Consider the following 25,453-nt stretch of genomic DNA (forward strand, 5'->3'; position numbering starts at 1 on the left):
CAACTTTAATTTCTGAAAATCAGGAAAAACCAAGGTTTATCATGTTAAAAGACAAAGTAGCCATTGTAACCGGCGCTGCACGGGGCATTGGAGAAGCTATTGCCGTTAAACTGGCTGAGAATGGGGCTAATATCGCCTTTACATACGTAAGTGACAGCAGCGCTGAGAAAGCCGCTGCATTGGAGCAGAAATTAATTGCTTTAGGCGTTAAAGCCAAAGCTTATCAGAGCAATGCCGGCGATTTTGCAGCCTGCGAAACGTTTGTAAACGATGTAATGAAAGAGTTTGGCGCTGTAGATATTTGTGTAAACAACGCAGGTATCAGCAAAGACAATCTGTTACTGCGCATGTCGCCCGAGCAGTGGGATGATGTAATGGACATTAACCTGAAAAGCGTGTTTAACATGACCAAGCAGGTTATTAAGCCAATGATGAAAGCACGCAAAGGCAGTATTATTAATATGAGTTCCATTATTGGTATACGCGGTAATGCCGGCCAGAGCAGTTATGCTGCTTCTAAAGCAGGTATTATTGGCTTTACCAAATCGGTAGCACTGGAACTGGGCAGCCGCAATATCCGTTGCAATGCTATTGCACCTGGTTTTGTAGAAACTGATATGACCCATTATTTACAGGAAGGCAGCGGTGCTGACGAGTTTCTGAAGAAGATACCTTTAGGCAGGTTTGGAAAGGCAGAAGAAATTGCTGATACCACACTCTTCCTGGCTTCTGATATGAGTTCTTATATTACCGGCCAGGTGATCAGCGCCTGTGGCGGATTAAATATATAACAGAAGCGGTAACAGCTTACTTAAAGAGCCCGCAACACAAAAGGTTGATTTCCTTTTTGTTACGGGCTTTTGCCGTTTAGGGATATTATTAAACTTTCCGTATTCCGATAGGTGGTGTTACTACGCATTGGTATATTTGTTATATTCAACATGATGCGTAGGAAGTTCATAACATTGTTTTGCCTGCTGGTTTTATCAGTGCAGATGCTGCCCGTACGGCAGATGGGTGCCCTGTTATCCAGCAACCAGCTAACAGAAGAACTGCCTCATGCTGATAGCGGTAAATCGTCTGTACTTAAATATGAGCCTACCATGCACGATCCTATGGATGGTGCAGGTTTATTACAGACACATTTACTGGCTACTATTGCTTTTCGCTTCAGCCATTTTGCCTCTGTGCTTCCTGCCATTCATGTAGGAGATATACATACTCCGCCTCCCAACGCTGTGTAACTTTTCCATCTACTATTATTTCAGACATTTTCTAATCAGGTTGTATTTAAACACTACTAACTGATCTTATCAGGTATGTAGCATTGTGCCGCAGTATATTACCCCTTGCTGCTATTGCGCGCGTGTTACGTGCTGTACTATAGTAACATTCAAAACCAAGGATTTAAAATGAAAAAGGTATTTCAGTATGCAGGCGCAGATGCGTCTTCATCGCTCGTTGTATTTCTGGTAGCCCTTCCTTTATGTTTAGGTATTGCTTTAGGCTCTAACGCGCCACTTTTTTCCGGAATTATTGCAGGTATTATTGGTGGTATTGTAATTGGCTTATTAAGTGGCTCTCATTTAAGCGTAAGTGGGCCGGCGGCGGGTCTTACCGCTATTGTGGCTGCGGGTATTGGTAAAATGCCTGTTTTTGAAGCCTTTCTTTTATCTGTAGTAATTGCGGGTGTTTTTCAGTTATTACTGGGTTTTTTAAAGGCTGGTGTATTGGGTGATTATGTGCCTACCAGTGTTATTAAAGGAATGCTGGCTGCCATAGGCGTTATATTAATATTGAAACAGGTGCCACACCTGATAGGGTACGACGCCGATTATGAAGGTGATGAGACTTTTAAACAGGCAGATCAACACAATACATTTTCCGGATTAACCAGCGCTTTAGAACGTATTACACCGCTTGCCGTGTTTATAGGTGCTGTGGCTATACTGGTTCAGATAGTATGGGATAAGGTATTGGTGAAAAAGGGCAGGATATTTCAGTTGATTCCCGCTCCGCTGGTAGCTGTTGTTTTGGGAGTAATTTTATCTAAACTGGGGCCATTGGCAGGAAGCGGCTTTTTTTTGAAGCCAACACAGCTTGTTTCGCTGCCCGAGGCTGGTAATGCCAGCCAGTTTTTTTCTTTTTTTACTTTTCCTGACATGAAATATCTGGGTTTACCAGCGGTGTGGACCACGGGCATTACCATAGCTATTGTGGCCAGCCTGGAAACTTTACTGTGTATAGAAGCGGCGGACAAACTGGATCCCTTTCATCGTGTTACGCCAGCCAACCGTGAGTTGAAGGCGCAGGGGGTGGGTAATCTGGTATCCGGCCTGTTAGGCGGGCTGCCGGTTACTTCTGTTATTGTACGTACTTCGGTGAATATTAATGCGGGTGCCAGAAGCAAAATGTCGGCCGTGTATCATGGTTTGTTATTATTATCGTGTGTGGCATTTATTCCCGGAATACTAAAAATGATCCCTTTGTCTGCACTGGCAGGAGTATTGATATATACCGGTTACAAACTGGCTAAACCTGCTTTGTTTAAAGATCTTTACATTAAGGGCATGGATCAGTTTGTTCCTTTTGTGATAACAATAATTGCCATTATTTTTACTGACCTGTTAATTGGAATTGTTATAGGCATAGTAACCGGTTTGTTCTTTGTAATGCGTAGTAATTTTAAGACTGCCGTTTTTGTTGTTAATGACGGTGATAAATATCTGTTCAGGCTAAGGAAAGATATTTCGTTTTTGAACAAGGCTTATTTACGTGAAAAGCTGGAAACAGTACCAACAAATGCGGAGGTATTGATTGATATAGCCAATGCCGATTTTATTGATAAGGATGTTATTGAGGTTATAAATGATTTTCTGCTGCATGCCCATTTAAAAAACATAAAGGTGGATGTGCGCAGAAATGCAAATCAGGTAAACCATAAGCTGATAAACAGTCAGCCACTGGGTATTAACGTATAATTATAATAATAAATTAAACGATTATGACACCGTACGAAAGATTGTTACTGGAAAACAAAGCGTGGGCTTCGGAAAAGGTACATATTGATGAGAACTATTTTAAAAGATTAGCAAACCTTCAAACCCCTGAGTTTTTATGGATTGGCTGTAGTGATAGCCGCGTTCCTGCCAATGAAATTACCAACACGCAACCCGGTGAAATATTTGTACACCGCAACATTGCCAACCTGGTAATACATACCGATGTAAACCTTTTAAGTGTACTGGAATATGCAGTAGTACACCTGAAGGTGAAACATATCATTGTATGTGGACACTACGGTTGTGGCGGTGTTAAGGCTGCTATGAGTAATGATGATTACAAGCAGGTACTGAATATGTGGTTACGTAATATTAAAGACGTTTACCGCATTCATCGTGATGAACTGGAAGTAATTGGCGACGAAGAAAAGCGTTTTGACCGCCTGGTAGAATTGAATGTGATGGAGCAGGTAATTCACCTGGCCAAAACTTCTATTATTCAGCGTGCATGGAAATCAGAACAGCGCCCTCAACTGCATGGATGGGTATACGGTTTAAAAGATGGCATTATCAAGCCTGTATTTGATATGGACCATACCAGTCCGTTAGACAGGTTGTATGAATACGATTTCTAAATAGAAATAAAAAATTAGCGGCTACAAGAGCGGTCATGGTCGGAAGAAATAATCTTCCGACTTTTTGTTTTATAACAGTATTCTTTAGAAAAGAAAGCTACAACTGGCGGAACATTCCGGCGAGTTAACCCACCGCGCTGGCCAACTCTGCAAAATAAAGCCTGAACGCTAACAACACTCCCGGCAGCCCTTCGTTCCTTCGCGTGAGCAAGGGCATCTTTCGCACCATTTTTTCTGAGCCTTTAGCAAACTTGTTTACCAAATACACGCACCCGGCAATTTGCCGGGCAAGCTCACCGGGCATTCCGGCCAGCCCTCCGGACGTTCCGGCGAGCCCGCCGGAATGATGAGACAGCCCTGCCAACAAACCGGAGAGCTGGCGGAGCAAATGGCAGAGCTGGTCAATCGAACGGGCGAGCCCGCCGGAATGATCAGACAACTCTGCGAACAGCCAGGCGGGCTGGCGGAACAGATGGCAGAGCTGGCGGATTAAATGGGAGAGCCCGCCGGAATGATCCGCCAGCTCTGCGAACAACCGGTAGAGCTGGCGGATGAATCGGGAGGGCTCGCTAAACTGCCTTAGCTTTAGCCCTGGCGTCTAATATTTTTTTCAGTGCATGTTTGCTTTGTTCTGATACCACCAGTTTGCCGCTGATGGCTGCGCGTTCTGTTAACAGCTGGTCCCAATGTTCTGTGCCTTTCCAGAACACTTTTTTCAGTTCAACAATAGCTTCCACGCTGCTATGTGCCAGTGTATTGCTCAGGCGCTCAATTGACTCTTCCATGCTTTCCAGCGTAGGATGTAATTCTGCAAACAACCCTTTGCGCCTTGCCCAATCGCCATTGCGCCAATGCGTGGCATCAATTGACAACTGACTAAAAGCAGACAGGCCTATTTTTCTTTCTACGGCAGGGCCTACCACAAACGGGCCTATGCCTACAGATAATTCACTCAGTTTTACTTCGGCGCCTTCCACCGCTATAGCATAGTCAGCAGCTGCTGCCAGGCCAACGCCGCCGCCTACACACTTGCCGTGTATACGGGCTATAATCAGTTTGGGGCATTTGCGCATGGCATTAATTACGTTGGCAAAGCCGCTGAAAAACTGCTTTCCCTGTGCTTCTGTTGTAATGGCAGCCAGTTCGTCAAAGCTGGCTCCCCCACAGAATGCGCCAGTTCCGGCAGAACGAAGTATGATAACATTTACGGTTTTGTCATTGCCTGCGTACACAATTTCATGCGCCAGATCTGCCAGCATTTTTCCTGGAAGGGAATTTCCCTGGGGATGAAAAAATTCAATGGTAGTTACATGGTTGTGTTTCTCGCTTTTAACATAGCCTTCTTGTACGTCTTTTACTTCTATTATCATAACCTTGTTTTTAATAAAGTTCGGGTATTATTGCTCACTGAGTTTCTTAACCATTGTTAAAATGGTAGCTACAGCAACGGTTTCATCCAATTGGTCGTAGATTTCTACATACCACTTAACAATCCCTTTGGCAATATCACCAGGAACCTTTGTTTCCTGAGAAATTTTTTCTTTTACGGTTAATCTTACACCTATAGTAGTTCCCGCATATACGGGCTTCACAAAGCGCAGTTCATCTATTCCATAGTTCAGCAGTACGGGGCCTTTTTTGCCATCTACGAACAATCCGGCTGCTGCACTCAGGATAAAATAACCGTGTGCTACCGGACGATCAAACAAGGTGCCATTCAATGAGGTATGGTCGGTATGTGCATAAAAGTGATCCCAGCTTAAGTTAGCGAAATTTGAGATATCCGCCTCAGTAATGGTTCTTTTTCCTGTGAATAAAGTTTCGCCAATTGCCAGTTCTTCAAAATGTTTCTGAAATGGATGTACAGGTGTTTCTGTTTGCTGTGCTTTTGGTTGGTATACCTGGCCTATGGCAGTAAGCATAGAAGGGGAGCCCTGAACGGCTATGCGTTGCATGTAATGCTTTACCCCTCTTACGCCTCCCATTTCCTCTCCTCCGCCTGCCCTGCCGGGCCCTCCGTGTACTAATAAAGGCAGCGGGGAGCCATGACCAGTGCTTTCCTTAGCACATTCTCTGTTTAGCACCAGTATGCGGCCGTGATATGCTCCTGCGCCCAGTATATAGTCTGTGGCAATACGGGTGCTGGCTGTAACAATGCTGCTGACCAGCGATCCTTTGCCCATGCGTGACAGTGCAATAGCTTCTTCTGTTTTGTTATAGGGCATTAGTGTTGCCACCGGGCCGAAGGCTTCTATTTCGTGCGAAGCTGTGCGGGAGTGCGGAGCTGAATTCAATAATAACAACGGGCTGATAAATGCACCCAGATGGGCCTGTGCATCAATTACCTCTACGCTATCCAGACTACCATAGATTATCTGGGAAGAAGCCAGCAGTTTCTGTACCTGGCTTTTTACTTCTTCCAGCTGTGCTTTACCGGCCAGCGGCCCCATTCTTACCTGTTCGTGTTGAGGGTTGCCGATGGTGGTTTGGGCAAGTGCTGCAGAAAGCTGTTGTTGTACCGCTTCTATCCGGTTTTCGGGAACAAAAATGCGCCTGATAGCGGTGCATTTCTGACCAGCTTTCACCGTCATTTCTTTTCTGATCTCTTTAATAAACAGATCCCATTCCGGCATTCCGGGCATTACATCGTCACCCAGCACAATACAGTTGAGCGAATCTGCTTCCATGGTGAAGGGTACATTATTGGCGAGTATTTGTGGATTGCTGCGTAGCAAAAGACCTGTGGTGGCGCTGCCCGTAAAGGTGATAACGTCCTGTGCGTCTACATGATTTAACAGGTCACCGGCGCTTCCGCAAATTAGTTGCAGCGCGCCCGCTGGTAGAATATTGCTGTTTACAATTTCGCGAACCACTGCCTCGGTAAGAAAGGAGGTGATAGTGGCAGGTTTTACCACTGCTGGTACGCCGGCCAGTAAATTCACCGCAATTTTTTCGAGCATGCCCCATACAGGAAAGTTGAAGGCGTTAATATGTATGGCCACCCCCTCTTTAGGTATCAGCAGATGCTGGCCTGTAAACTGCCCCTCTTTGCCCAGTACATGTGCCTCACCATCCAGGCAAAAAGGCTGATCAGGAAATTTGCGCCGGAGAGAGGCATAGGAAAACAGGTTGCCAATGCCTCCTTCAATATCAATCCAGCTGTCTGTTTTTGTTGCGCCCGTTAAATAGCTGATCTGGTAAAAATTGTCAAGATGGTTACGTAAATGTAAAGCCAGGGCGCGAAGCATGAGGCCCCGTTCGTGAAAGGTCATTTTTCTCAGTGCGGGCGCGCCGGTTTCCCGTGCATATTTCAGAATTGCTGAAAAATCGAGCCCCCGGGTAGAAGCGTAAGCAACAGTTTCACCGTTCACTGCATTATGCAGTGGACTGCCTTCCCCGTCGCCCCGTACCCAATTGCCGGTAATGTAGTTTTCCAGGTATCTATGTGTATTCATATAAAAGCTATCGTTTGTTAGCGAATTTATGGAAACCCAGGTAATCTGAAATATGCTGTAAGGCAGAATGTGATGAAAGTGGCTGTCAGGTTGGCGGTAAATAGAAAACCCGCTCACAGGAGCGGGTTTTCACAGTTGGTTTTGGTTGTTAAAAGGGTATAAAAGAGGTTCAGATTTATAATCTGGTGTCAATTTCTTTGCAAAGGGCATCGAAGATTTCGTCTACGGAACCCTCACCTTTCACTTCTGCTGCTTTATTAAACTGTTTGTAATAGTTGGCTACAACAGCAGTTTTGTTATGATATTCAGTAATACGGTTGCGTACTACACTTTCTTCAGAATCATCGCTTCTGCCGCTGGTAAGTCCGCGTTTCAGTACACGTTTAACCAGTTCTTCTTCACCTACCTGTAAAGCAAGTAATACGTTGATGGTGGCATTATGCTGTTCCAGCAATTTGTCCAGCGCTGCTGCCTGTGCTTCTGTACGTGGAAAACCATCGAATAAAAAGCCTTTGGCTTCGGGGTTGGCTGCCAGCGCGGCGCTGATCATACCAATTACCACTTCATCGGGTACCAGTTGTCCCTTGTCCATGAGGGTTTTGGCTTCCAGGCCTAACTGTGTTTGACGGGCAATCTCACTTCTCAATATATCTCCTGTACTTAAATGCTTAAGACCGTATTTCGCAATTAGTTTTTCGCTTTGAGTACCTTTACCACTTCCCGGAGGCCCGAACAAAATAAGATTAAACATGTTCTCCTTATGCTTGTGTGAATCACAAATATAAGGGGTATCATTTAAAAATCATTTAACGTAGGTTCCCACCCGTTGAAAAATCCTGAATAAAACGGGCTACGTACCTTTAGAAATAATAATATGCAAAAGCTAATATTTGTAAGTATCTGGGCCGTAATTGTTGCCCAGGGATGCTTTTCGCAAACCAACCATTCTAATAAAACAGCTATGGATAGTACAGATAAAAACAAGCATGCTGCTTACAGCAGAACAGATACTGGTAAGGTGGTGATGAATGATGATGAGTGGCGTAAAATATTACCGGCTGATGTATACCATATTGCCCGGGAAAAAGGAACGGAGCGGCCTTACAGCAGTAAGTATGAAGCTTTTAAGGAAGCGGGTACTTATTATTGTGCGGCATGTGGTAATGCCCTGTTTAAAAGCGATACCAAATTTGAAAGCGGATGCGGGTGGCCCAGCTTTTATGAGCCGGTTACAAAAGGCTCTATTATCTATGCCCCTGACCATTCACATGGCATGGACCGTACCGAGGTAATGTGCGGACGCTGCAAGGCCCACCTGGGACATGTTTTTAATGATGGTCCTCCACCCACAGGGCTGCGTTATTGTATCAATGGAGTGGTACTTGATTTTACCCGGGCACAGGAGGCAGAAAAGAAATACAAAGACAGTCTATAAAAAACAGGCCTCTATTCCTGAAAAGGATGAGGCCGGTTTAACCTATGAAAAACACCAAGTCTGGTTTGCAATAATGTTTGAGTTACTGTTTTGTTGGCTGCTTTTGCAAGCGTAACGGTAACAGTCTATTATAATTACGCATTTACCGGCAAAAGGTTGTATCAATTCCTGCACTTAAGCGAATCTTAACACGCTGTATCCCTTTTTTGCCTGCAAGCAGGCTGTTTTTTATTGTAAATTCAGTGAAAATGCCTTAAATTAGGGGTGTGATAAGGGCGTTTCCGGCATTGTTTGTTATGTTTTTGTCCTCAACCGATCATTGATTTGAAGTTGTTGAGTAATCTGTTAGGGGGTGGAAATGCCGGGTTGGTTGAATTCCAATGGGTATTTTATTATCTCTATATAAACGATTACTATGTCTACCATTTTGCCTAATGAAGAAAAGCTGCTTGCCTACAATGGCACTGATCTTATCCTTACCAATCAGCGTGTTAGTATTGAAGATAGAAGACTGGGAGATGTAAACTTCTTCCTGGAACATATTGCTGCCATTACTACCGCACAGAAAGGGTATAAAGTATTGCTGGTACCGGGATGTTTGTCTGTATTAACAGGGCTGGTACTGCTGACGGCTGGAGTTAGTAACCAGTTTCAGATATTTCTGATAGCGGGTATTATTATGCTTCTGTTCTGGTGGGCTACCAAAAAAAGTGTACTGAGTATTGTATCTGACAAGGGAGTTGTTTCCAATGTAGATGTTGATATTATGACGAAAGATGAAATTCAGTCTATGATTGATGATATTGAGGAGGCAAGACAAAGCCGTATTAAAGATCTTACCCGCGAAAGAACCGTACTGGTAAAGCGTCAACCTCAGGAAGCGTAAACAGCAACTGCTATAGTATCCATTACAGGTATGCATAAAAAAGCCCTGGTAGACACCTGGGCTAGTTTTTTCAACCCTAAACCTTTAAAAAACAGGTTAAGGTTGGCAAAATGTGTACCAGTAACAGCATGATTGGATTAAAATATATATTCTATTGGTAAACAGTAGTGGTTAGGTGTTCATCCGTCTTTTTTCTCCACTGGTATTTTACATCTGACAGCGACTGTTGAAGCAGCGTATCTTTAGTGGATAATAGACAATATGAAACATTTATCAGCGATTGTTATTCTGACAGTACTGACTTTACAGGCCTACCCGCAGACCAAAGTGCCGGCATCGGAAGCGGGCAGGCATATAGGAGAGAAGGTTGTTGTGTGTGGTAAGGTATATGGTGTAAAGTTTTTGGATAAGGCCAAAGGTGAGCCTACCTTTTTAAATGTGGGAGCTGCTTATCCCAACAGTCCTTTTACGGTAGTGATTTTTGGAGAAACGCGTAAGCTGTTGACAGATGCGCCTGAGAAACTATATAATGGCAGGAATGTTTGTGTAACGGGTATAGTGAAAGAGTATAAGGGGAAGGCGGAAATTGTGGTGTCTAAGCCGGAGGAGATATCAATAGATCAGTAAATGTTTTACATATAGCACCTTATAAAAAAAGAGAAGCCCTGGTAGACACCGGGGCTAATTTTTTCAACCCTAAACCCTTAAAAAACATTTTAATGTTTGCAAAAGCCGTACCAAAATTACTTGCTGCCAAATTCTGTTTACCTCTTTTGTATAGCATGTGGTGTAAGGCCGGTGAAGCCCGCCATTGAAAGTTTAAGGCAAAATGCCGTATGGTTTTAATGTTCTATTAATAACCGCTTAGTTTTTAATAGCTTTATAAGCGCATAAGTTCCATGGTGTTATGATCTTTGGGGTGTACTATATAACTCCTGTCGCATGGAAGGCGATAAAGCACAAACATTACATCCATACAATACGTCACGTGAGTACCAGATACTGGATGAACTCACTATTAGTGAAGAACGATTCAGAGGCGCTTTCGATTACTCGGGTATAGGAATGGCTATTGTGGCTCCCGACGGCAAGTGGCTGAAGGTGAACAAAAGGCTTTGTGATTTAACCGGGTATAGTCAGGAAGAGTTGCTACGGCTCTCTTTTCAGGACCTTACACATCCCGATGATCTGGAAGCAGATATGCGCCAGTTACAGCTGCTGGTAGCGGGCAAGATAGAATATTACCAGATAGAGAAAAGGTATTTTCACCGGGATGGAAGTGTTATCTGGGGCCTGTTGAATGTGTCATTGGTGCGGGATAAGTTTAACCGCCCGCTGCATTTGGTTTCTCAGATTGAAGACATTACCGATCGTAAACTGGTAGAAGCTGCCTACAAGGAAAGTGAGGAGCGCTGGCAGTTTGCATTGGAAGGTTCCGGAGATGGGATATGGGATTGGAACGTGCAAACGGGAGAGGTGTTCTACTCTAATCAGTGTAAGGCTATGCTGGGGTTAGCTCCCGGTGAAATGGGTAACTCCTGTGTGGAATGGGACCGTAAGGTACATCCGGATGATAAGGACAAATATTTCTCTGATATGCACGAGCATTTTATGGGAAGAACCTCTGTATACATTAATGAACACCGCGTATTGTGTAAGGATGGTACTTATAAATGGGTGTTGGATCGTGGAAAGGTTATTTCCTGGACGCCCGATCACAAGCCACTGCGGGTTTTAGGTACACATACCGATATTTCAGAAGCCAAGGAGAAAGAACTGCAACTACAGCATACGTTGGATATTGTGAGTGAGCAAAACAAGCGCCTCACCAATTTTGCCCATATTGTTTCTCACAATCTGCGTACTCATACCGGCAACCTTGAAATGCTGCTGTACATTATTGAGCAGACTAGTGCTGAGGCAGAGAAGGCAGAATTGATGCAGCATCTTAAAAAAGTGGCCAGTCAGTTAAGCGAAACCATGCTGCATCTGAATGATGTTATTTCTATACAGGCAAATATCCGCCAGCAGCGAACCGGCATTAACCTGCGGGAGTATGTACACAGGACAACAGAGGCTATGGCGGGTGAAATTAGTATGCACCGTGCTATTATTATTAATAACATTCCGGTAGGGCTGGAGATTGATTACAACCCTGCTTACATGGAGAGTATTTTGTTGAACTGTATGTCTAACGCCATTAAGTACCGGCATCCTGACCGGTCGCCGGTGGTGGAGATAAGTTATTATGAAACTGCAGGCCGCAAGGTGCTGGAGATTACCGATAATGGAATAGGCATTAATCTGGAACGTTATGGTAAAAAACTGTTTGGAATGTATAATACCTTCCATGGTAATGCTGATGCCAAAGGCGTGGGGTTATTCATTACCAAAAATCAGGTAGAAGCAATGGGTGGAAAAATTGAGGTGATTAGCAATGTAGGCCAGGGAGCTACTTTTAAAATATTTCTTACATGAGCAAAAAACAGGTAGCATGCATTATAGATGATGATCAGGTGTATGTGTATGGCGTAAAGAAGATGATTATGTTTTATGATTTTTGTAAAGACGTGCTCACCTTTAAAAACGGAGAAGAGGCTCTGGGATATCTGCAGCCGAGGGTAATGGATGATGCACCTTTGCCAGAGGTAATTATGGTGGATATTAATATGCCTGTGATGGATGGCTGGGAGTTTCTGGATGCCTTTACCCGTATTAAGCCCAAAGATGGAAGAAAGGTTACCATTTATGTAATCAGTTCCTCTATTAAGCAGGATGATATTGATAAGGCCAGGAACTATACTGAAGTAACGGATTATATAGTGAAGCCGGTAAGATTTGAAAGTCTTAAACAGATTTTAGGATAGCTGTTTATTACAGCTCCTTTAGTAAGGCTTGTGCTTTGGCATAAATGGTTGCCTCCGGGGGGATTTTCCCCAGCCATGTTTTTGCCTCGGTATTATTTTTTTCGCTTACATACGTCAGTGCCATATGGAATGCCGCATCATATTTAAATATGGATGTGCCATTGTATAAACGTAACAACACAGGTCTTGCCAGAGGCTGTTGATTTGTTTGTGTGAGTGAGAGGGCATAGTAGAATTGTGCAAAGCTGTTACCGGGTATTGAATCGGTAATTGTTTTCAATAGCCGGGCTGCGTTAGAATAGTCTTTGTTGTTGAAGTAGGTGGTGGCTTCTGTTAGTAACGAATCTGTAGTGTTACCCCGCTCTATATTGGCAATCATTTCAACAGAGGCGTAACGCGTATATAAATCGCCACCCTGCCATGGGCGCCATATGAGTAATGCTACTACTGCTGCTGCGGCTGTAGTTATTGCAGCCAGCCGGATACGTTTTACGGGGGCAGGTGATGTTGCCGGCCGGGCCTGTGCAAAATATTCACCGTTCAGTTGCCGCAAGGTTTGTTGAAATGCCTGTAATTTTTCGTTTGGTGCAAAACGCAGTTGTAGTGTGCTGTGTACTTCCTGGTGCAACGCCAGCTTCTTCTGCAAATCTTCATCAGTTGCCAATGCGGCTTCAAAAGCAGCAAGCTCGTCGGAGTCCATATCTCCGGATGCATAACGGGCAATATCTTCAAATGTAAAACGGCTCATATTTTATTCCTTCCGGACTGTTGTGCGTAAATCATTTTTGTTAGCCCTGCCATGCATTCACTCTTCTTTTTGCGGAGATAGCCATAGCTTACATTCAGCTGGGTGGCTATCACCTCCTGTGCTTCTCCATTCATGTAACACCTGAGAATTTCTTTGCAGGCATCTCCCATTTTTTCAAAGCATTCCAGAAACAGCTGCATTCTGTTTTGTTGCTGCTGCAGCATTTCGGCCTGGGCAAAAACATCCTCACCTATATATACATCATCCGCATCTTTTGTTACCGGCTGCCGCCCTCTTTTTTTTAGTTCATTTAACCACTTCCGTTTGCATAGCAATAATAAAAAGGGCTCAAACGGGCAGGTCAGCTCCAGCTGCTTTTGCGTTGCCTGCAGGTATATGTCTGTCAGCACTTCCTGAAAAATGTCTGCAGCATCGTCCTCTGTACCGCTGTTGGCTATAATATAATGTTTAATGCGGGGTGCGTAAAGCCGGTAAATTTCTGACACTACCAACATGTTGTTGGAGGCAAGGCCTAGTATAAACCGCTGATCGGTATGTTGGGTAGTATTGATAAGTAATAGTTTATAAGCGAAAACAGTGCTAAATAAAAATAATGGAAAAAAAGTGAAAAAGAGGGGGTAACAAAAAAAGCAGGCTGTTGATATACTTATGAAACGAGCAAGCGCGGACGCCGAAAAGCGATAAAAGAGTAGGCATAAAGAAAAATAACTGGTATGAAACAGCTTATTACTACAACTGAAAAGAGCGGCACTGTTAAATCAATATTTATAATGGCCGCATTAGCACATGTTATGATGTTTGCAGCCTGCAAAAAAAACAATACAGCTCCGGAAAACGACACGCCATTGCGGGCAGATGATTTTCTGGCAAACTATACAGTGCCCACACAAAGCTTTACCGGTAATGCTACTACAGGCTTTACCATTACAGGGGCAAAAGGAACGGTAATTAAATTTAAGCCCGGCGCTTTTGTAGATGGCAGCGGCAATGCGGTTACCGGAAACGTTACTATTAGTCTGAAGGAGGTATTGAGTAAGAGAGATGTATTACTGTCGGGTGTTATGACAGAATCGAACGGACAGTTACTGGAGTCTGGCGGAGAATTGCTGGTAGAAGCAAAGCAGGGCGATAAAGCGTTGAATATTAACAGGCAGCAGGATAGCGCTGTTCGTGTGGATGTGCCTAAGGTGATGAATGACAAGGATATGGGACTTTTTGTTCAGGGCAAACGCGAGAACGGGGCCGGGCAACAGCAACAGAATCCGTTAACATGGGTAGCGGCACCTTATTATCCCTTTGGTAACGGGCCTAACAGTTACTCTTTCCCGCTGCCTGGTTTTACCTGGGTAAACTGCGATCGTTTTTACAGTGATCCTAATCCTAAAACCACTATCACAGCTGTGCCTGCGTTTCAGGATAACAACGCAGTAACAGATTTACAGGTGATGCTGGTATTTAAGAACATTGCCACTGTAATTACGTTGCCTTACAACTATGGTCTGCAAAAATTCGAATCTTATCATAATTCCCTGCCGGTAGGCTTACAGGCAGATCTGGTAATACTGGGTAAAGACAGCGATGGATATATTCAGTTCGGAACACAATCGATTACGATTACTGCTAATATGGATATTCAGGCGGCCGTGCATAAAGCAACACAGGCGGAAGTGGATTCCTTTTTAAACAGTATTCAATAATAGTCCCGTGGGGGGATTGTTGCTGACTTACTATGAAGTTCACTGTCAACCGGCCTTGCGGCCGGTTTTGGCATTTGTCTTATATTTATCTAATAGTAACCATATGCCTGCTTATCTACGATTATTGCTGCCATTGCTGTTTGTAGTTGGTACACAAGCTGCCACTGCACAAACTGCAGATACCGCCGAAGCGGTAATTCAGGAACAAGCTGCCGGTAACAAAATAAAGCTGAATGCCCTGCTTCGGCCGTTAAGGCAGGTGGCAGGGGCACCCGAAGCGTATTATAGCTACTGCTGGGAGCTGGGAGATGGCAGTTATAGTTTTGCCCGGGAGCCTGAGCATATATACAAAGATACCGGCACGTATCAGGTTCGCTTATTTGCTACCAATAACTATGATGATGGTAAAAAGCCACGCAGCCGTCCCAGGCCGGTTAAAGTAAAAACCAGAACACTGCTGGCTGCCAATAACCCTTCTAATTTTTTTTCCGGCAAAGGCGTGCTGGAAATGAAAACGAATTGCATGCCCCTGCCGGGGGAAGATATGTTGCTGATGCTGGGGTACCGTAACCTGCAGGTACAGGCAGGCGTAAGCGGATCTATCATGCTTTTATATAATGAAAAGCAATTCCGGCAGAGCAGCTTTGAAGTGGCAGAGGCGCGTGTTTACCATAAGGAGCGGGGAATAGGCATGGATTCGCTACTGGCGTTTACCCATGATAATGTTTGGGACAACGAGCTGGAGGCGCATGGCGGAGGTTTGTTTACGGCTTCGGTTACAGCGGGTGGCACTTCACAATCCCGCATGCAGCTGTTACAGGTGTTGAAGCAGGAGATGAGTGGCTATCAGGCTCACCGTATTTTCAGAATAGAAGATTTGCAACAGCAGGAAGAAAGGCTGATATTTTTACAGATAAACACGCTGCCCGAAATGATAAAGGATACGAATGCCGTAGTTACCATTGGTGCTTTGTTTATACCGGATGATCCGGCTATGGAAATGGAGCGCTTTAATCTGGAGTTACAGATTGTTGCTTCTCATGACCCTAACCGGATGATGTTGCGCAACAGACGTATGAATTACCGGTTTACCGGAAAGAATAAAAACCTGGATTATAAGGTGCGTTTTCAGAATACAGGCAAAGGGCCGGCAAAGAAGGTAGTAGTAACGGTGGCTATACCAGGCATGGTTAACAGCAGCACTGTTGAACTGTTGCAGAGCAAGCCGGAGTGTGGCTGGTGTAAACAGGTTTATTCCGGAGGGAGTTGTATTGATACGGTTTTGTATAAAGACAGTATTCAGTTTGTGTTTAATAACATATACCTGCCAGGCACGCAACAGGACGGGATTGCTGATCCGGATTCTACTATGGGGTTTGTTAAGTACCGGCTGCATTTTGCAAAAGGACTTGTTAAAAATTCATTCAGAAGTAGTGCTGCTATTGTGTTTGATAAAAATGAACCCATATACACCAATAAGTCTGTAGGCGGCTTTAAAAAAGGCTGGTCGCCAGGCATACTGGCAGGCTATGGCTTTTTACCGGGTAGCAAGCCTGATATAGGAAAACATAATTGGGTGGTAGGGGCTACCCTGAGTGAGTATGCGCCGTATAAGCGATACTGGCAGTGGGAGTTGTATGTACAACGCTACAGCAGCTACGAGCAGTTGATAGGCAGAAGAGATGGTGGCGATACGTTGATTAATGGGCGGGACTATAAGCTGGCCTACCGGGAACGGTATAATAAGGTGAATGTGTTAACGGTTGAGCTGGTTCCTTTTTCTATACGCCAGAATTTTAACAGCTGGATTGCTGCGGGTGCTGGTGTGCTTGTGTCTGCTGAATTAAACAGAACCACAGCGCGTATGTACCGGGCAGTAGTTGCAGAAAGTACCACACAACTGCCATTTGTGGTTCCTGATAAGGAAGAAGAGCGTGTTGCTTCCTCTTTTGGTTCCTGGCGGGGAGCATTGTTTGCAGATGTGCAGCTGGGCAGGGTAAGGGTTGGGCCGGTGGCCGGACTGCGCTTTTTGCAGTATACCAATCCGGGTTATAGTCAGCTGTTGTTATATGCCGGTTGGAAATTTTAGGTATTTTAGTTAAAAGGCTAACATGCTTCACCGGTGGCGTATAATAAGGCTGGCGATATTGCTGGTATTGATAACGTGTTTTTCTGCATTGCGGGCAGCAGATAGTCTGCAGTTGTCGCCTGCCATACAGCAACAGTTGCTGCGTTTACAGCAGGAGAACAAGCTGGGCGATTGGCTGAATGCGTATCTCGATTATATTGAAGAAGCCCCTTTACAACGCATAGATATACTTATGCAACTGCCGCAACTTGCCTGGCGAAGTTATCAGACCTATCCGGAGCGTTTGATATGGTTTGATATGCTGGCACTTCAGGGGTATTACCAGCTACAGACAGGCAACATTCTCACTTCTATTACTGCCTACGAAAAAGCACTTGCATTTTACGAAGCTTATCCACTACCGGATGCCCAGATAATTGAATATGTATTAAAGCCATTAGGTAATAACTATACGCGACTGGCAGATTATGGAATGGCATTGTACATACACCGGAAAACCCTGGCGCTGGCTGTTAAAGCTAATGACCGCAATATGGTGGCCTCGGTGCTGGGTAATATGGCTGTGAGTGCGAGGTGGCAGGGAGATTTTGAAGCTGCTACATTGTACTGCCGGCAGGCAATGAAACAGGTGGGAAGAAATACTGCTTTACAAGGGCTGTTGTATAATACTTATGCGGATGTGCTTGCACAGCAGTTGCGTTATGATAGTGCGCAATGGTACTGTGGGCGGGCGTTACAACAGCTTGCCATGCGTAAAGATGATGCACGGGTTTTATACTGGTATGGAGGAGCTTTGCAACAGATGGCCGGCCTTTTAATGTATCTGCAAAAGCCGGAAAAGGCAATGGCATATATACAACAGGCAGCGGAGCTATACAGGCAGCATTACCCTGCCAGCCGGCAAAGGGAGAAGGCGAAACTATATGTACTATATGGTAATGCACATCTGCAAATGAACAAAGGCGCTGCAGCAGCCCAATGTTTTATTCATGCGCTACAGCTGTTGCTGCCCCGCTGGCAACCCAATAAAGGGCTTCCGCCGTCCGAGACGCTTTTGTATGGGGAAAATACCTTGGGTGATGCGCTGGAGGGCGTGGCAAAAAGCTGGAAAGTACAGGGTAACAAAGAGTATGCTTTTTTGTGGTTTGTTTGCGCGCTTCAGGCACAGGCGCCTTTACGGCAGGCATTTTTTTATACGGCATCTAAACTCAGAGAAATAGAAGTTACCCGCAACCGTGCCGATGCTGCTATGGAGCTGGGGTATGCATTGTGGAAAAGCACCGCAAAGCCGGAGTATGCCCGGTTGCTATTACAGGTGGCAGAGTTGTCTAAAGCGCAGGTGCTTTGGGAGGAACAACAAAGAAGTGCAGGTAGCGGACGTGCAGGAACTGGTGATGACAGTATTTTCAAAAGCAGAGAGCGGTTACAGCAGGCGGTTATTTATTATAAGCATGAACTGCTGGAACGCTCCGATTCTGGTATCAGCAACCTGCTTCAGCAAGCAGAATACAAGCTGGCCCTTTTACAAAGGCAGGAGCGCGAAAGCCGGCAACAGGCAGGGGAGGTGCAGCCGGATATTGAGAAGTTAATGGCCAGCCTGCCTGATAATGTAATTGTGTTAGAGTTTTTTGAAGGGGCATCAGGGTGTTTTCTTCTTTCGTTTGACAATAAAGAGGTAAAGGCTGTTACACGATTGTCTGCCGGCACATGGTTGCAGGATAGTATTCAGTTGTTTCTGCAAAACTGGTTTATGAATGGCCCGGCAGCAATGATGAATGCACCGCAGGATTTTTATATAAACAGTTACCTGCTATACAAAAAGCTTTTTCCTGACATTCAATGGCTGCAAGGCAAACGCTATCTTGTTATTCCCGATGGCGTGGTTAGTTTGCTTCCTTTCGATGCTTTTATTACCAAAGAAGGTGCAGCGGGGCAATATGCTGCCTGGCCTTTTTTGTTTAAAGAAGCATTGTTGTCCAGAGCTTACTCGTTACAGTCATGGGTTCAGCAGCAGCAACCCGACTACAAAGGTGCAGGCGTTTCCGGTTTTTTTGTGTCTGCCCGCCGGGCAGGCAATCATGCCTTATTAACAACCGGCAAAGAATATACTACACTGGCCCAACGTGTGAAAGGAACCTATTATTTCGATTCTCTGGCAACGCTTGGACGGTTTAAAGCGGCGCTGCCTGCCACCCAGGTACTTCAGGTAAGTATGCATGCTGCTTTACAGCCAGAGCCGCTACTGTACTTTTATGACAGCGCATTTTATTTATCCGATTTGCAGTTTAGTGCGTTTCACCCTTCGCTGGTAGTGTTGGGCGCCTGCCGTACTGCCGATGGTGGCATGCTGAAGGGGGAAGGTGTTAACAGCCTGCAACGTGGTTTTGTGGCTGCGGGTGCAGGAGGTGTGCTGGGCAGTTTGTGGAACGTAAACGATGCTACTGCTGTGGAGTTGCTACAGCTTTTTTACCAGTATTTATCTGCTTCTTCCGATGCGGGTGTTGCGCTGCACCGTGCAAAAACAGAATGGCTGGAAAGGCATAGGACGGATGCTGTACTACAGCTGCCTTATTACTGGGCTGCTTTTGAATATACAGGGCACTTAAAACCAGTACCTCTAACCAGTGCAGCCCCTGGCTACCGGTGGATAGCTGGGGCTGCTGTGCTTTTATCGGGAATAGTGCTATGGGGCATCAGGCAGAAGCGGGCTCGCCGCTGAAACTGCCGGAAGAGGGCAGATTATTGCGAACCACCATTTTTTTCCAGTCAAAAAATCCCGCTATTGCTACTATAAACAGAAAAATGGTAAGGCAGGCCATTAATGGCAGCTCTTTGTGAAACAGCAGTGGTACTGCAAACAGATTGGATATATTCAACAGCACCCAGTTTTCTACTTTCCGTTTTGCCAGCAGCCACATACCTGCCCAGGCGGTGCAGCTAACCCATGAATCCCAAACCGGTGTGGTAGAAGGGGTAAAATGTTTCAGCGCCAGGTAAAGGGTTAGCCAGCCGCCTGCAACAATGGCTATAACAATATTCCATTCTTTTCTGGTAGTATAAGAAACGGGTACCGGCGGTTCGTGCTTCTTTTTTACCCAGTGCATCCACCCATAAATGCTCATGACCAGATAATACAGGTTGAGTAGCGATTCTGCATATAACAGCACGCTGAACATGAGATACGAGGTAATAAGTGTGCTGATGATACCTGCGGGATACAGGAGAATTTTGTTTTTACGGGCCAGCAGTACTTCCGTTACGGCAAATGCTACTGCTATCCACTCGGCAATGCTGGTTTGCCTTACCTGCTCTGTAAAGAGCGATATCCAATGTTGTAAGTTCATATACTTCCTCCGCAGGCATTACCCTGTTCAGGTTCTACGGGTTTATCTCAGCCGCAGCCTTTTGTGGCGGCAGCACCCCGGTTAATTAAATAACGGTTCCGGCGGCGAAATTAAGCAATTACCCCAGGCAATTGTTGTAACTTTTGTATCCAAATAAAAAACACCTTACGTATGAACCTGTTGGGCAATCTGATATGGCTGATTTTTGGTGGTTTAGCCGCCGCTATTGGCTATGTGGCTGGTGGAATGGTGTTGTGTGTAACCATTGTAGGCATACCCTTTGGCATTCAGTGTTTTAAGTTGGCTATACTGGTGCTATGGCCTTTTGGCAGGCAGGTAGAAAGTTCTTCGGCTTCGGGCGGCTGCCTTAGTGCGGTTTGTAATATTATCTGGATAATATGCGGCGGTTGGTACACCGCTCTGATGCATCTTTTTTTTGGATTACTGCTTTTTGTCACGGTCATAGGTATCCCCTTTGCACGCCAGCACTTTAAACTCCTGGAAATATCTATGATGCCCTTTGGAAAGAGAATAGTGTAGTTTTTCTAACTTGCGCCGGAAGGAAATGATTGTGTATTTTTTACTGGTGCAAGCATGAATAAACCGCTTATTGATCGTTCATCTCTGGCTGCTATTGAAAATGAGAGCTTTGAAATAGGTTTTCTGTTTAATATGACCACGCCTAAACATATTGGCTTTCAGTTTGAGCCGGTGGTGATAAAACAGCAGAAAGGCCGTAAAAGCTTTAGCAGGCTGCTGATGGATAACGATGAGCATTGGGCTTACCTGAACGGACTACCTGATGAGCTGTTTTACCTGTTATTTCATTTTTCTGATGGCCGCTTGTTTGAGTTTATGGTTAACAGCGGCAGCACTTACCTTAAAAATCATGCACAGCCCTGGCTGATGCTGAATGATAAAGACATTCTCCGTTTACGTAATCATTATGTTGACCTGCTGCACAAGGTTTGGCCTTATATTCTTAACCACGGCAATTTATATGTGCTTAAGGAAGGGAATTTCAGCGATGTAAATATTAAGCCGCTGCAGGTGAGCGAGCATCCGGTAGAAGTGCATTTTTCTGCATCGAAAGACAGCAGTTCTATCATTATACAAATGAATGTGCAAACGGTGCGCGATAAAGCGCCGGGGCGTGTGTTTCTTTTTAAATCGCTGTTCTTTTTAATTGATGATATTCTGCATCTGCCTGCCAGCCCTGGTGATGTAAACGTGCTGGATATGTTTAAAAAGGGGGAGCTAAAGTTTCCTCTGCGTGACAGACAGGAAGTAACTAATTCCTTTTTTATTCCGCTGCAACAGCAGTATCCGCTGGAATGCAAGGAAGGGCTTCAGTTTGAAGTAGTGCACACCGAGCCGCAAACGCGTATTGCTTTAAGCGAGTTTAATGGGCAATACCTGATGCTGCAGCCGCAGTTTTTATACGATGATGTGCTGATTGATTATGATGAAGAGCTGGATTACTTTCATGAAAAGCAGGAAGTGCTTTATGTGATCAGGCGTAATAAGACGTTGGAAAAGGATACCTACGAGCATTTACGCAATCTGCACCCGAAATTTAAAAACCAGCGCAATAACCGGTATTACTACGTGCCTTTTGATGAAGTAATGAAAGGCAACTGGTTTATTAAAATGAACCAGCAGCTACAGGATTCGGGTTATATGGTGCATGGTATGAAAGATTTAAAGCGCTTTAAATACAATACTAACCCACCGCGCTTTGAAATAGTTGCCAAGAGTTCTATCGATTGGTTTGATCTGAAGATTAAAGCTTACTGGGGAGACCAGGAAGTGGGCATGAAAGAACTGCGGAAAGCTATCTTAAACAAACAGGATACTATTTTACTGAAAGATGGAACCCTGGGAGTTATCCCGCATGAGTGGTTTGACCAGTACGGCATGTTGTTTAAAGTGGGTAACGAGGCGGATGGAAAACTTCAACTGAATAAACTGCATTATTCTGTGCTGGACGAGCTTCAGGAGCAACTGAATGATAAGAAGCTGCTGAAGGAGATTGAAGAGAAGAAGAAGCGATTGTTTCAATACAACGAATTATCTACACAGGCACCTTCGGCGGTGTTGCAGGCGACGTTGCGGCCTTACCAGCTGGCGGGCTTTCAATGGATGCAGAGCCTGGATCAGTTGGGGTGGGGGGGGTGCCTGGCGGATGATATGGGTTTGGGTAAAACGCTTCAAACCATCACTTTTATTCAATACCTGAAAGAAAAGTATCCGGGTAGCACTCAATTGGTGGTTTGTCCTACTTCTCTGATTTTTAACTGGGAGGCAGAGATGCAAAAGTTTTGCCCCAGCATGACCTATCTGATGCATTACGGACAGCAGCGTAATGCAACGGAAGAACAGTTTGCAGCTGTGGATGTGGTGCTAACCAGTTATGGGGTGGTACGTAACGATCTGGAGCATTTGCAGGCGTTTAAATGGAATTATATTATTCTGGACGAAAGCCAGACCATTAAAAATGCGGATGCGCAGGTGAGTAAAGCTGTGTATCAGCTGCAATCTTCCAACAAGCTTATATTGAGCGGCACCCCTGTTCAAAACAATACATTTGATCTTTACTCGCAGTTTCATTTTGTAAACCCCGGCTTGCTGGGCGGCAAGGAGTTCTTCAGACGAGAGTTTGCACAACCGATAGACAAAGGGGGTGACCAGGAAAAGGCTACGCGTTTGCGCCAGCTGATTTATCCTTTTATTCTCAGGCGTACCAAGGAGCAGGTAGCTACCGACTTGCCCGATAAAACAGAAATGGTGCTGTGGTGTACCATGAACAGCGAACAGAGGGCTTTATATGATGAGTATAAAGATTACTACCGTGACGCTTTGCTGAAGCGGATTGATGAAGAGGGCATGGGCAAAGCCGGTATTTATGTAATGGAAGGTCTGCTAAAGCTAAGGCAGATTTGTGATCACCCGCAGCTGGTAAAAGAGCATAAACATGAATCGCATGCCTCAGTAAAAGCCGATGAACTGCTTCGTGAGATAGAAGAGAATACCGGCTCACATAAATTACTGGTGTTTTCGCAGTTTACCGAAATGCTGCAGCTGATTAAGGGCGAGTTGGAAAAGGCGGGTATTTCGTACTGTTATCTGGATGGAAGCACCTCACTGGATAAACGTAAGCAGGAAGTAGAGCGCTTTCAGCAGGCAGGTAGTACGGTAAAAGTATTTTTGATTTCACTGAAGGCAGGTGGTGTGGGGTTAAACCTTACCGCAGCAGATTATGTATATCTGGTAGATCCGTGGTGGAACCCGGCGGCTGAACAACAGGCTATTGACCGGGCGCACCGTATTGGACAGACGCAGAAGATATTCGCCTATAAAATGATTTGTAAGGATACGGTGGAAGAAAAAATTCTGCTGCTGCAGCAGAAAAAGCAGGCACTCGCAGATGAACTGGTGGGCGAGGAGTCTGGATTTGTGAAAAAGCTTTCGCGGGATGATATTGCTTTCTTATTCAGTTAGTATATAAAGAGGCCACTCCGGCCTCTTTTCTTTTTTCAAACTTTTTTGCGGGATTTTTTTGCTGCGCAGTTGTGTTGCGTAGTGTCGTGTGCATTTTTGTTTTGTCAACAACAAAAAGCAGAGTATGAAATTCAATATCAACAAAAAAGCCGCTACTGCTACAGTAAACCATGAAGGTGCTATTGCGTACAGCCTTTCGCCTGAAATGGAGCTATACACTGCCGTTGCCACCACTTTATTAAGTGATGTTACCTATGAAAAGGCAGATGCCAGAATGCAACGTATTATAGAGTTGTTACCGCAGGTAGCACCTGAATTTATTGCACAACTGGCTGTATATGCCCGTAAAGAAATGAATTTACGTACAGCGCCACTCGTGTTGGCAACAGCTTTGGCTAATGTACACCGTGGTGATAGCCTGGTAAGTAAGGCTGTGGCAGGTGTGGTACAACGTCCGGACGAAATTATGGAAATGCTGGCCTGCTATCAGGTACTGAATAAAAGAGAAGGGATAAAAAAACTGAACCGTTTATCAAAACAGATGCAAAAGGGGTTAGCTACTGCTTTTAACCGCTTTGATGAATATCAGTTTGCCAAGTATAACAGAAACACCGAAGTAAAGCTGAAAGATGCTTTGTTTCTGGTGCATCCCAAAGCGAAGGATGAGGCGCAGCAGGTATTGTTTAATAAAATAGTATCAGACGAAATGGCTACGCCTTATACCTGGGAAACTGAATTGTCGGCTCTTGGGCAAAAGGTTTTTGTGAATGCAGCGGAAAAGCAGGCGGCTGTGAAAGCAACATGGGAAGAACTGATTGATAGCAGAAAGTTGGGGTATATGGCGGTGTTGCGTAACCTGCGAAACATATTGCAGGCTGGTGTAAGTGCAGTGCATGTGGAGAGGGTAGGTGAATATTTAGCTAATGAAAATGCGGTGCTGAATGCAAAACAATTGCCCTTCCGTTTTTTGAGCGCTTATAGGGAATTGATGAATGTTGAATCTGGCTATAACGCTTACCTGCTGGATGCATTGGAAAGTGCTATCGCCAGCAGTGTACAGAATATGCCGGGCTTTAACAGGAATACCCGTGTAGTGGTGGCCTGTGATGTATCAGGATCTATGTATAAGCCGGTTTCTAAAAACAGCGCTGTGCAGTTATATGATATTGGGCTGCTGCTAGGGATGTTGCTGCAGTCTAAATGTAAGCATGTGCAAACGGGAATTTTTGGTGATACCTGGAAGCGAATATCGCTACCTGCCAGAAATGTGTTGAGCAATGTAGATGTTCTGCGTAAAAGAGAGGGGGAGGTTGGATATGCTACAAACGGCTATCTGGTACTGAAAGATTTGGTAGATAGAAAGTATGTGGCAGATAAGGTTATGTTATTTACCGATATGCAGATGTGGGATAGCAATACAAATAATGTCAGTAATGTTAACACACTTGAGTACCAGTGGAGGCAATATAAAGCCATTGCGCCGGATGCTAAACTGTATGTATTTGATCTGGCGGGTTACGGACATTCACCTATTAAGCAACAAGGAAGAGACGTGTTTTTAATAGCAGGCTGGTCGGATAAAATATTTGCAGTGCTGGAAGCTATAGAGCATGGAGAAGATACATTGAGCGCAGTGCGGGAGGTTGCGCTTTAGCATATTTCTTAAACGGGTTCCGTAGGGTATAGTTACTTCGTTCAGTTCGCGGCGATGCGGGTAAAATCCTGCCCGGCGAAAGCCGGTGGTGTAATTAACACTCTGAAACTTTGTCCGCT

General features: G+C 44.9%; 22 protein-coding genes and 1 riboswitch. Of the genes, 15 read left to right on the forward strand and 7 right to left on the reverse strand.

Annotated features, from left to right (window positions below):
- Positions 1–41 precede the first annotated feature (41 nt).
- The 4 genes from fabG (at position 42) to IEY13_RS28635 (ending at position 3,637) form a co-directional block, all read left to right on the forward strand.
- Positions 42–791 carry a 3-oxoacyl-[acyl-carrier-protein] reductase gene (fabG, locus tag IEY13_RS28620; RefSeq protein ID WP_188959027.1) on the forward strand — a complete coding sequence of 250 codons (750 nt, stop codon included), beginning with the start codon at positions 42–44 and terminating at the stop codon, positions 789–791.
- Positions 792–941: 150 nt separating this feature from the next.
- The gene (locus tag IEY13_RS28625; protein ID WP_188959029.1) at positions 942–1,244 is read left to right on the forward strand and encodes a hypothetical protein; all 303 of its coding nucleotides are present in this window, start codon (positions 942–944) and stop codon (positions 1,242–1,244) included.
- 168 nt (positions 1,245–1,412) lie between these two features.
- Positions 1,413–2,981 carry a SulP family inorganic anion transporter gene (locus IEY13_RS28630; RefSeq protein ID WP_188959031.1) on the forward strand — a complete coding sequence of 523 codons (1,569 nt, stop codon included), beginning with the start codon at positions 1,413–1,415 and terminating at the stop codon, positions 2,979–2,981.
- A 23-nt stretch (positions 2,982–3,004) separates the two neighbouring features.
- Positions 3,005–3,637: a carbonic anhydrase gene (locus IEY13_RS28635; RefSeq protein WP_146829004.1), complete on the forward strand. Its 633-nt coding sequence runs from the start codon at positions 3,005–3,007 to the stop codon at positions 3,635–3,637.
- Positions 3,638–3,761: 124 nt separating this feature from the next.
- Here the strand turns inward: IEY13_RS28635 and IEY13_RS28640 are convergent, their stop codons facing one another.
- From IEY13_RS28640 to IEY13_RS28655, 4 genes are all read right to left on the reverse strand, one after another.
- Positions 3,762–4,172, reverse strand: a complete 411-nt coding sequence (locus IEY13_RS28640) for a hypothetical protein (RefSeq protein WP_188959033.1) — start codon at positions 4,170–4,172, stop codon at positions 3,762–3,764.
- A 34-nt stretch (positions 4,173–4,206) separates the two neighbouring features.
- Positions 4,207–5,007, reverse strand: coding sequence for an enoyl-CoA hydratase/isomerase family protein (locus tag IEY13_RS28645; protein ID WP_188959035.1), 801 nt, complete (start codon positions 5,005–5,007; stop codon positions 4,207–4,209).
- A gap of 27 nt (positions 5,008–5,034) precedes the next feature.
- Complete coding sequence (gene paaZ, locus IEY13_RS28650) at positions 5,035–7,092, reverse strand: phenylacetic acid degradation bifunctional protein PaaZ (RefSeq protein WP_188959037.1); 2,058 nt, start codon at positions 7,090–7,092, stop codon at positions 5,035–5,037.
- A gap of 175 nt (positions 7,093–7,267) precedes the next feature.
- On the reverse strand, positions 7,268–7,843 hold the full coding sequence (locus tag IEY13_RS28655) for an adenylate kinase (protein ID WP_188959039.1): 576 nt from the start codon (positions 7,841–7,843) through the stop codon (positions 7,268–7,270).
- Positions 7,844–7,966: 123 nt separating this feature from the next.
- Here IEY13_RS28655 and msrB point away from each other — a divergent pair, with 123 nt between their 5' ends.
- From msrB to IEY13_RS28680, 5 genes are all read left to right on the forward strand, one after another.
- Entirely contained in the window at positions 7,967–8,527 is a 561-nt protein-coding gene (gene msrB / locus IEY13_RS28660; RefSeq protein ID WP_188959041.1) for a peptide-methionine (R)-S-oxide reductase MsrB, read from the forward strand.
- Between the two features lie 415 nt (positions 8,528–8,942).
- Positions 8,943–9,413 (forward strand): hypothetical protein, encoded by a 471-nt coding sequence (locus tag IEY13_RS28665; protein WP_188959043.1) that lies wholly within the window; start codon positions 8,943–8,945, stop codon positions 9,411–9,413.
- A 261-nt stretch (positions 9,414–9,674) separates the two neighbouring features.
- Positions 9,675–10,040 carry a hypothetical protein gene (locus IEY13_RS28670; protein ID WP_188959046.1) on the forward strand — a complete coding sequence of 122 codons (366 nt, stop codon included), beginning with the start codon at positions 9,675–9,677 and terminating at the stop codon, positions 10,038–10,040.
- A 315-nt stretch (positions 10,041–10,355) separates the two neighbouring features.
- Positions 10,356–11,891, forward strand: a complete 1,536-nt coding sequence (locus tag IEY13_RS28675; protein ID WP_188959048.1) for a sensor histidine kinase — start codon at positions 10,356–10,358, stop codon at positions 11,889–11,891.
- Positions 11,888–12,280: a response regulator gene (locus IEY13_RS28680; protein WP_188959050.1), complete on the forward strand. Its 393-nt coding sequence runs from the start codon at positions 11,888–11,890 to the stop codon at positions 12,278–12,280. Before IEY13_RS28675 ends, IEY13_RS28680 begins: the two co-directional genes overlap by 4 nt.
- Positions 12,281–12,287: 7 nt before the next feature.
- Here the strand turns inward: IEY13_RS28680 and IEY13_RS28685 are convergent, their stop codons facing one another.
- Both IEY13_RS28685 and IEY13_RS28690 read right to left on the reverse strand, forming a co-directional pair.
- Complete coding sequence (locus IEY13_RS28685) at positions 12,288–13,028, reverse strand: tetratricopeptide repeat protein (protein WP_188959052.1); 741 nt, start codon at positions 13,026–13,028, stop codon at positions 12,288–12,290.
- Positions 13,025–13,543: an RNA polymerase sigma factor gene (locus IEY13_RS28690; RefSeq protein WP_188959054.1), complete on the reverse strand. Its 519-nt coding sequence runs from the start codon at positions 13,541–13,543 to the stop codon at positions 13,025–13,027. The genes IEY13_RS28685 and IEY13_RS28690 overlap by 4 nt, the downstream gene beginning before the upstream one ends.
- 219 nt (positions 13,544–13,762) lie before the next feature.
- On the opposite strand from IEY13_RS28690, the gene IEY13_RS28695 reads away from it, so the two are divergent.
- The 3 genes from IEY13_RS28695 to IEY13_RS28705 all read left to right on the forward strand — a co-directional run bounded on the left by IEY13_RS28695 (position 13,763) and on the right by IEY13_RS28705 (position 19,554).
- Entirely contained in the window at positions 13,763–14,746 is a 984-nt protein-coding gene (locus IEY13_RS28695; RefSeq protein WP_188959056.1) for a hypothetical protein, read from the forward strand.
- A gap of 103 nt (positions 14,747–14,849) precedes the next feature.
- Positions 14,850–16,835 (forward strand): PKD domain-containing protein, encoded by a 1,986-nt coding sequence (locus IEY13_RS28700; RefSeq protein WP_188959058.1) that lies wholly within the window; start codon positions 14,850–14,852, stop codon positions 16,833–16,835.
- Between the two features lie 22 nt (positions 16,836–16,857).
- Positions 16,858–19,554: a CHAT domain-containing protein gene (locus IEY13_RS28705; RefSeq protein WP_188959059.1), complete on the forward strand. Its 2,697-nt coding sequence runs from the start codon at positions 16,858–16,860 to the stop codon at positions 19,552–19,554.
- Here the strand turns inward: IEY13_RS28705 and pnuC are convergent.
- Positions 19,529–20,179 (reverse strand): nicotinamide riboside transporter PnuC, encoded by a 651-nt coding sequence (pnuC, locus tag IEY13_RS28710; RefSeq protein ID WP_188959061.1) that lies wholly within the window; start codon positions 20,177–20,179, stop codon positions 19,529–19,531. The two genes, IEY13_RS28705 and pnuC, sit on opposite strands and share 26 nt — an antisense overlap.
- Positions 20,167–20,269: riboswitch (TPP riboswitch) on the reverse strand. It overlaps the preceding gene by 13 nt.
- 81 nt (positions 20,270–20,350) lie before the next feature.
- On the opposite strand from pnuC, the gene IEY13_RS28715 reads away from it, so the two are divergent.
- The 3 genes from IEY13_RS28715 (at position 20,351) to IEY13_RS28725 (ending at position 25,334) form a co-directional block, all read left to right on the forward strand.
- Positions 20,351–20,719, forward strand: a complete 369-nt coding sequence (locus IEY13_RS28715; RefSeq protein ID WP_188959063.1) for a YccF domain-containing protein — start codon at positions 20,351–20,353, stop codon at positions 20,717–20,719.
- Between the two features lie 54 nt (positions 20,720–20,773).
- A complete protein-coding gene (locus IEY13_RS28720; RefSeq protein WP_188959065.1) occupies positions 20,774–23,680 on the forward strand; it encodes a DEAD/DEAH box helicase in 2,907 nt (968 codons plus the stop codon).
- Positions 23,681–23,804: 124 nt separating this feature from the next.
- Positions 23,805–25,334, forward strand: a complete 1,530-nt coding sequence (locus tag IEY13_RS28725) for a TROVE domain-containing protein (RefSeq protein WP_188959067.1) — start codon at positions 23,805–23,807, stop codon at positions 25,332–25,334.
- Positions 25,335–25,453 lie beyond the last annotated feature (119 nt).

This window comes from Filimonas zeae (assembly GCF_014641615.1).
GTDB classification, from domain to species: Bacteria; Bacteroidota; Bacteroidia; order Chitinophagales; family Chitinophagaceae; genus Filimonas; species Filimonas zeae.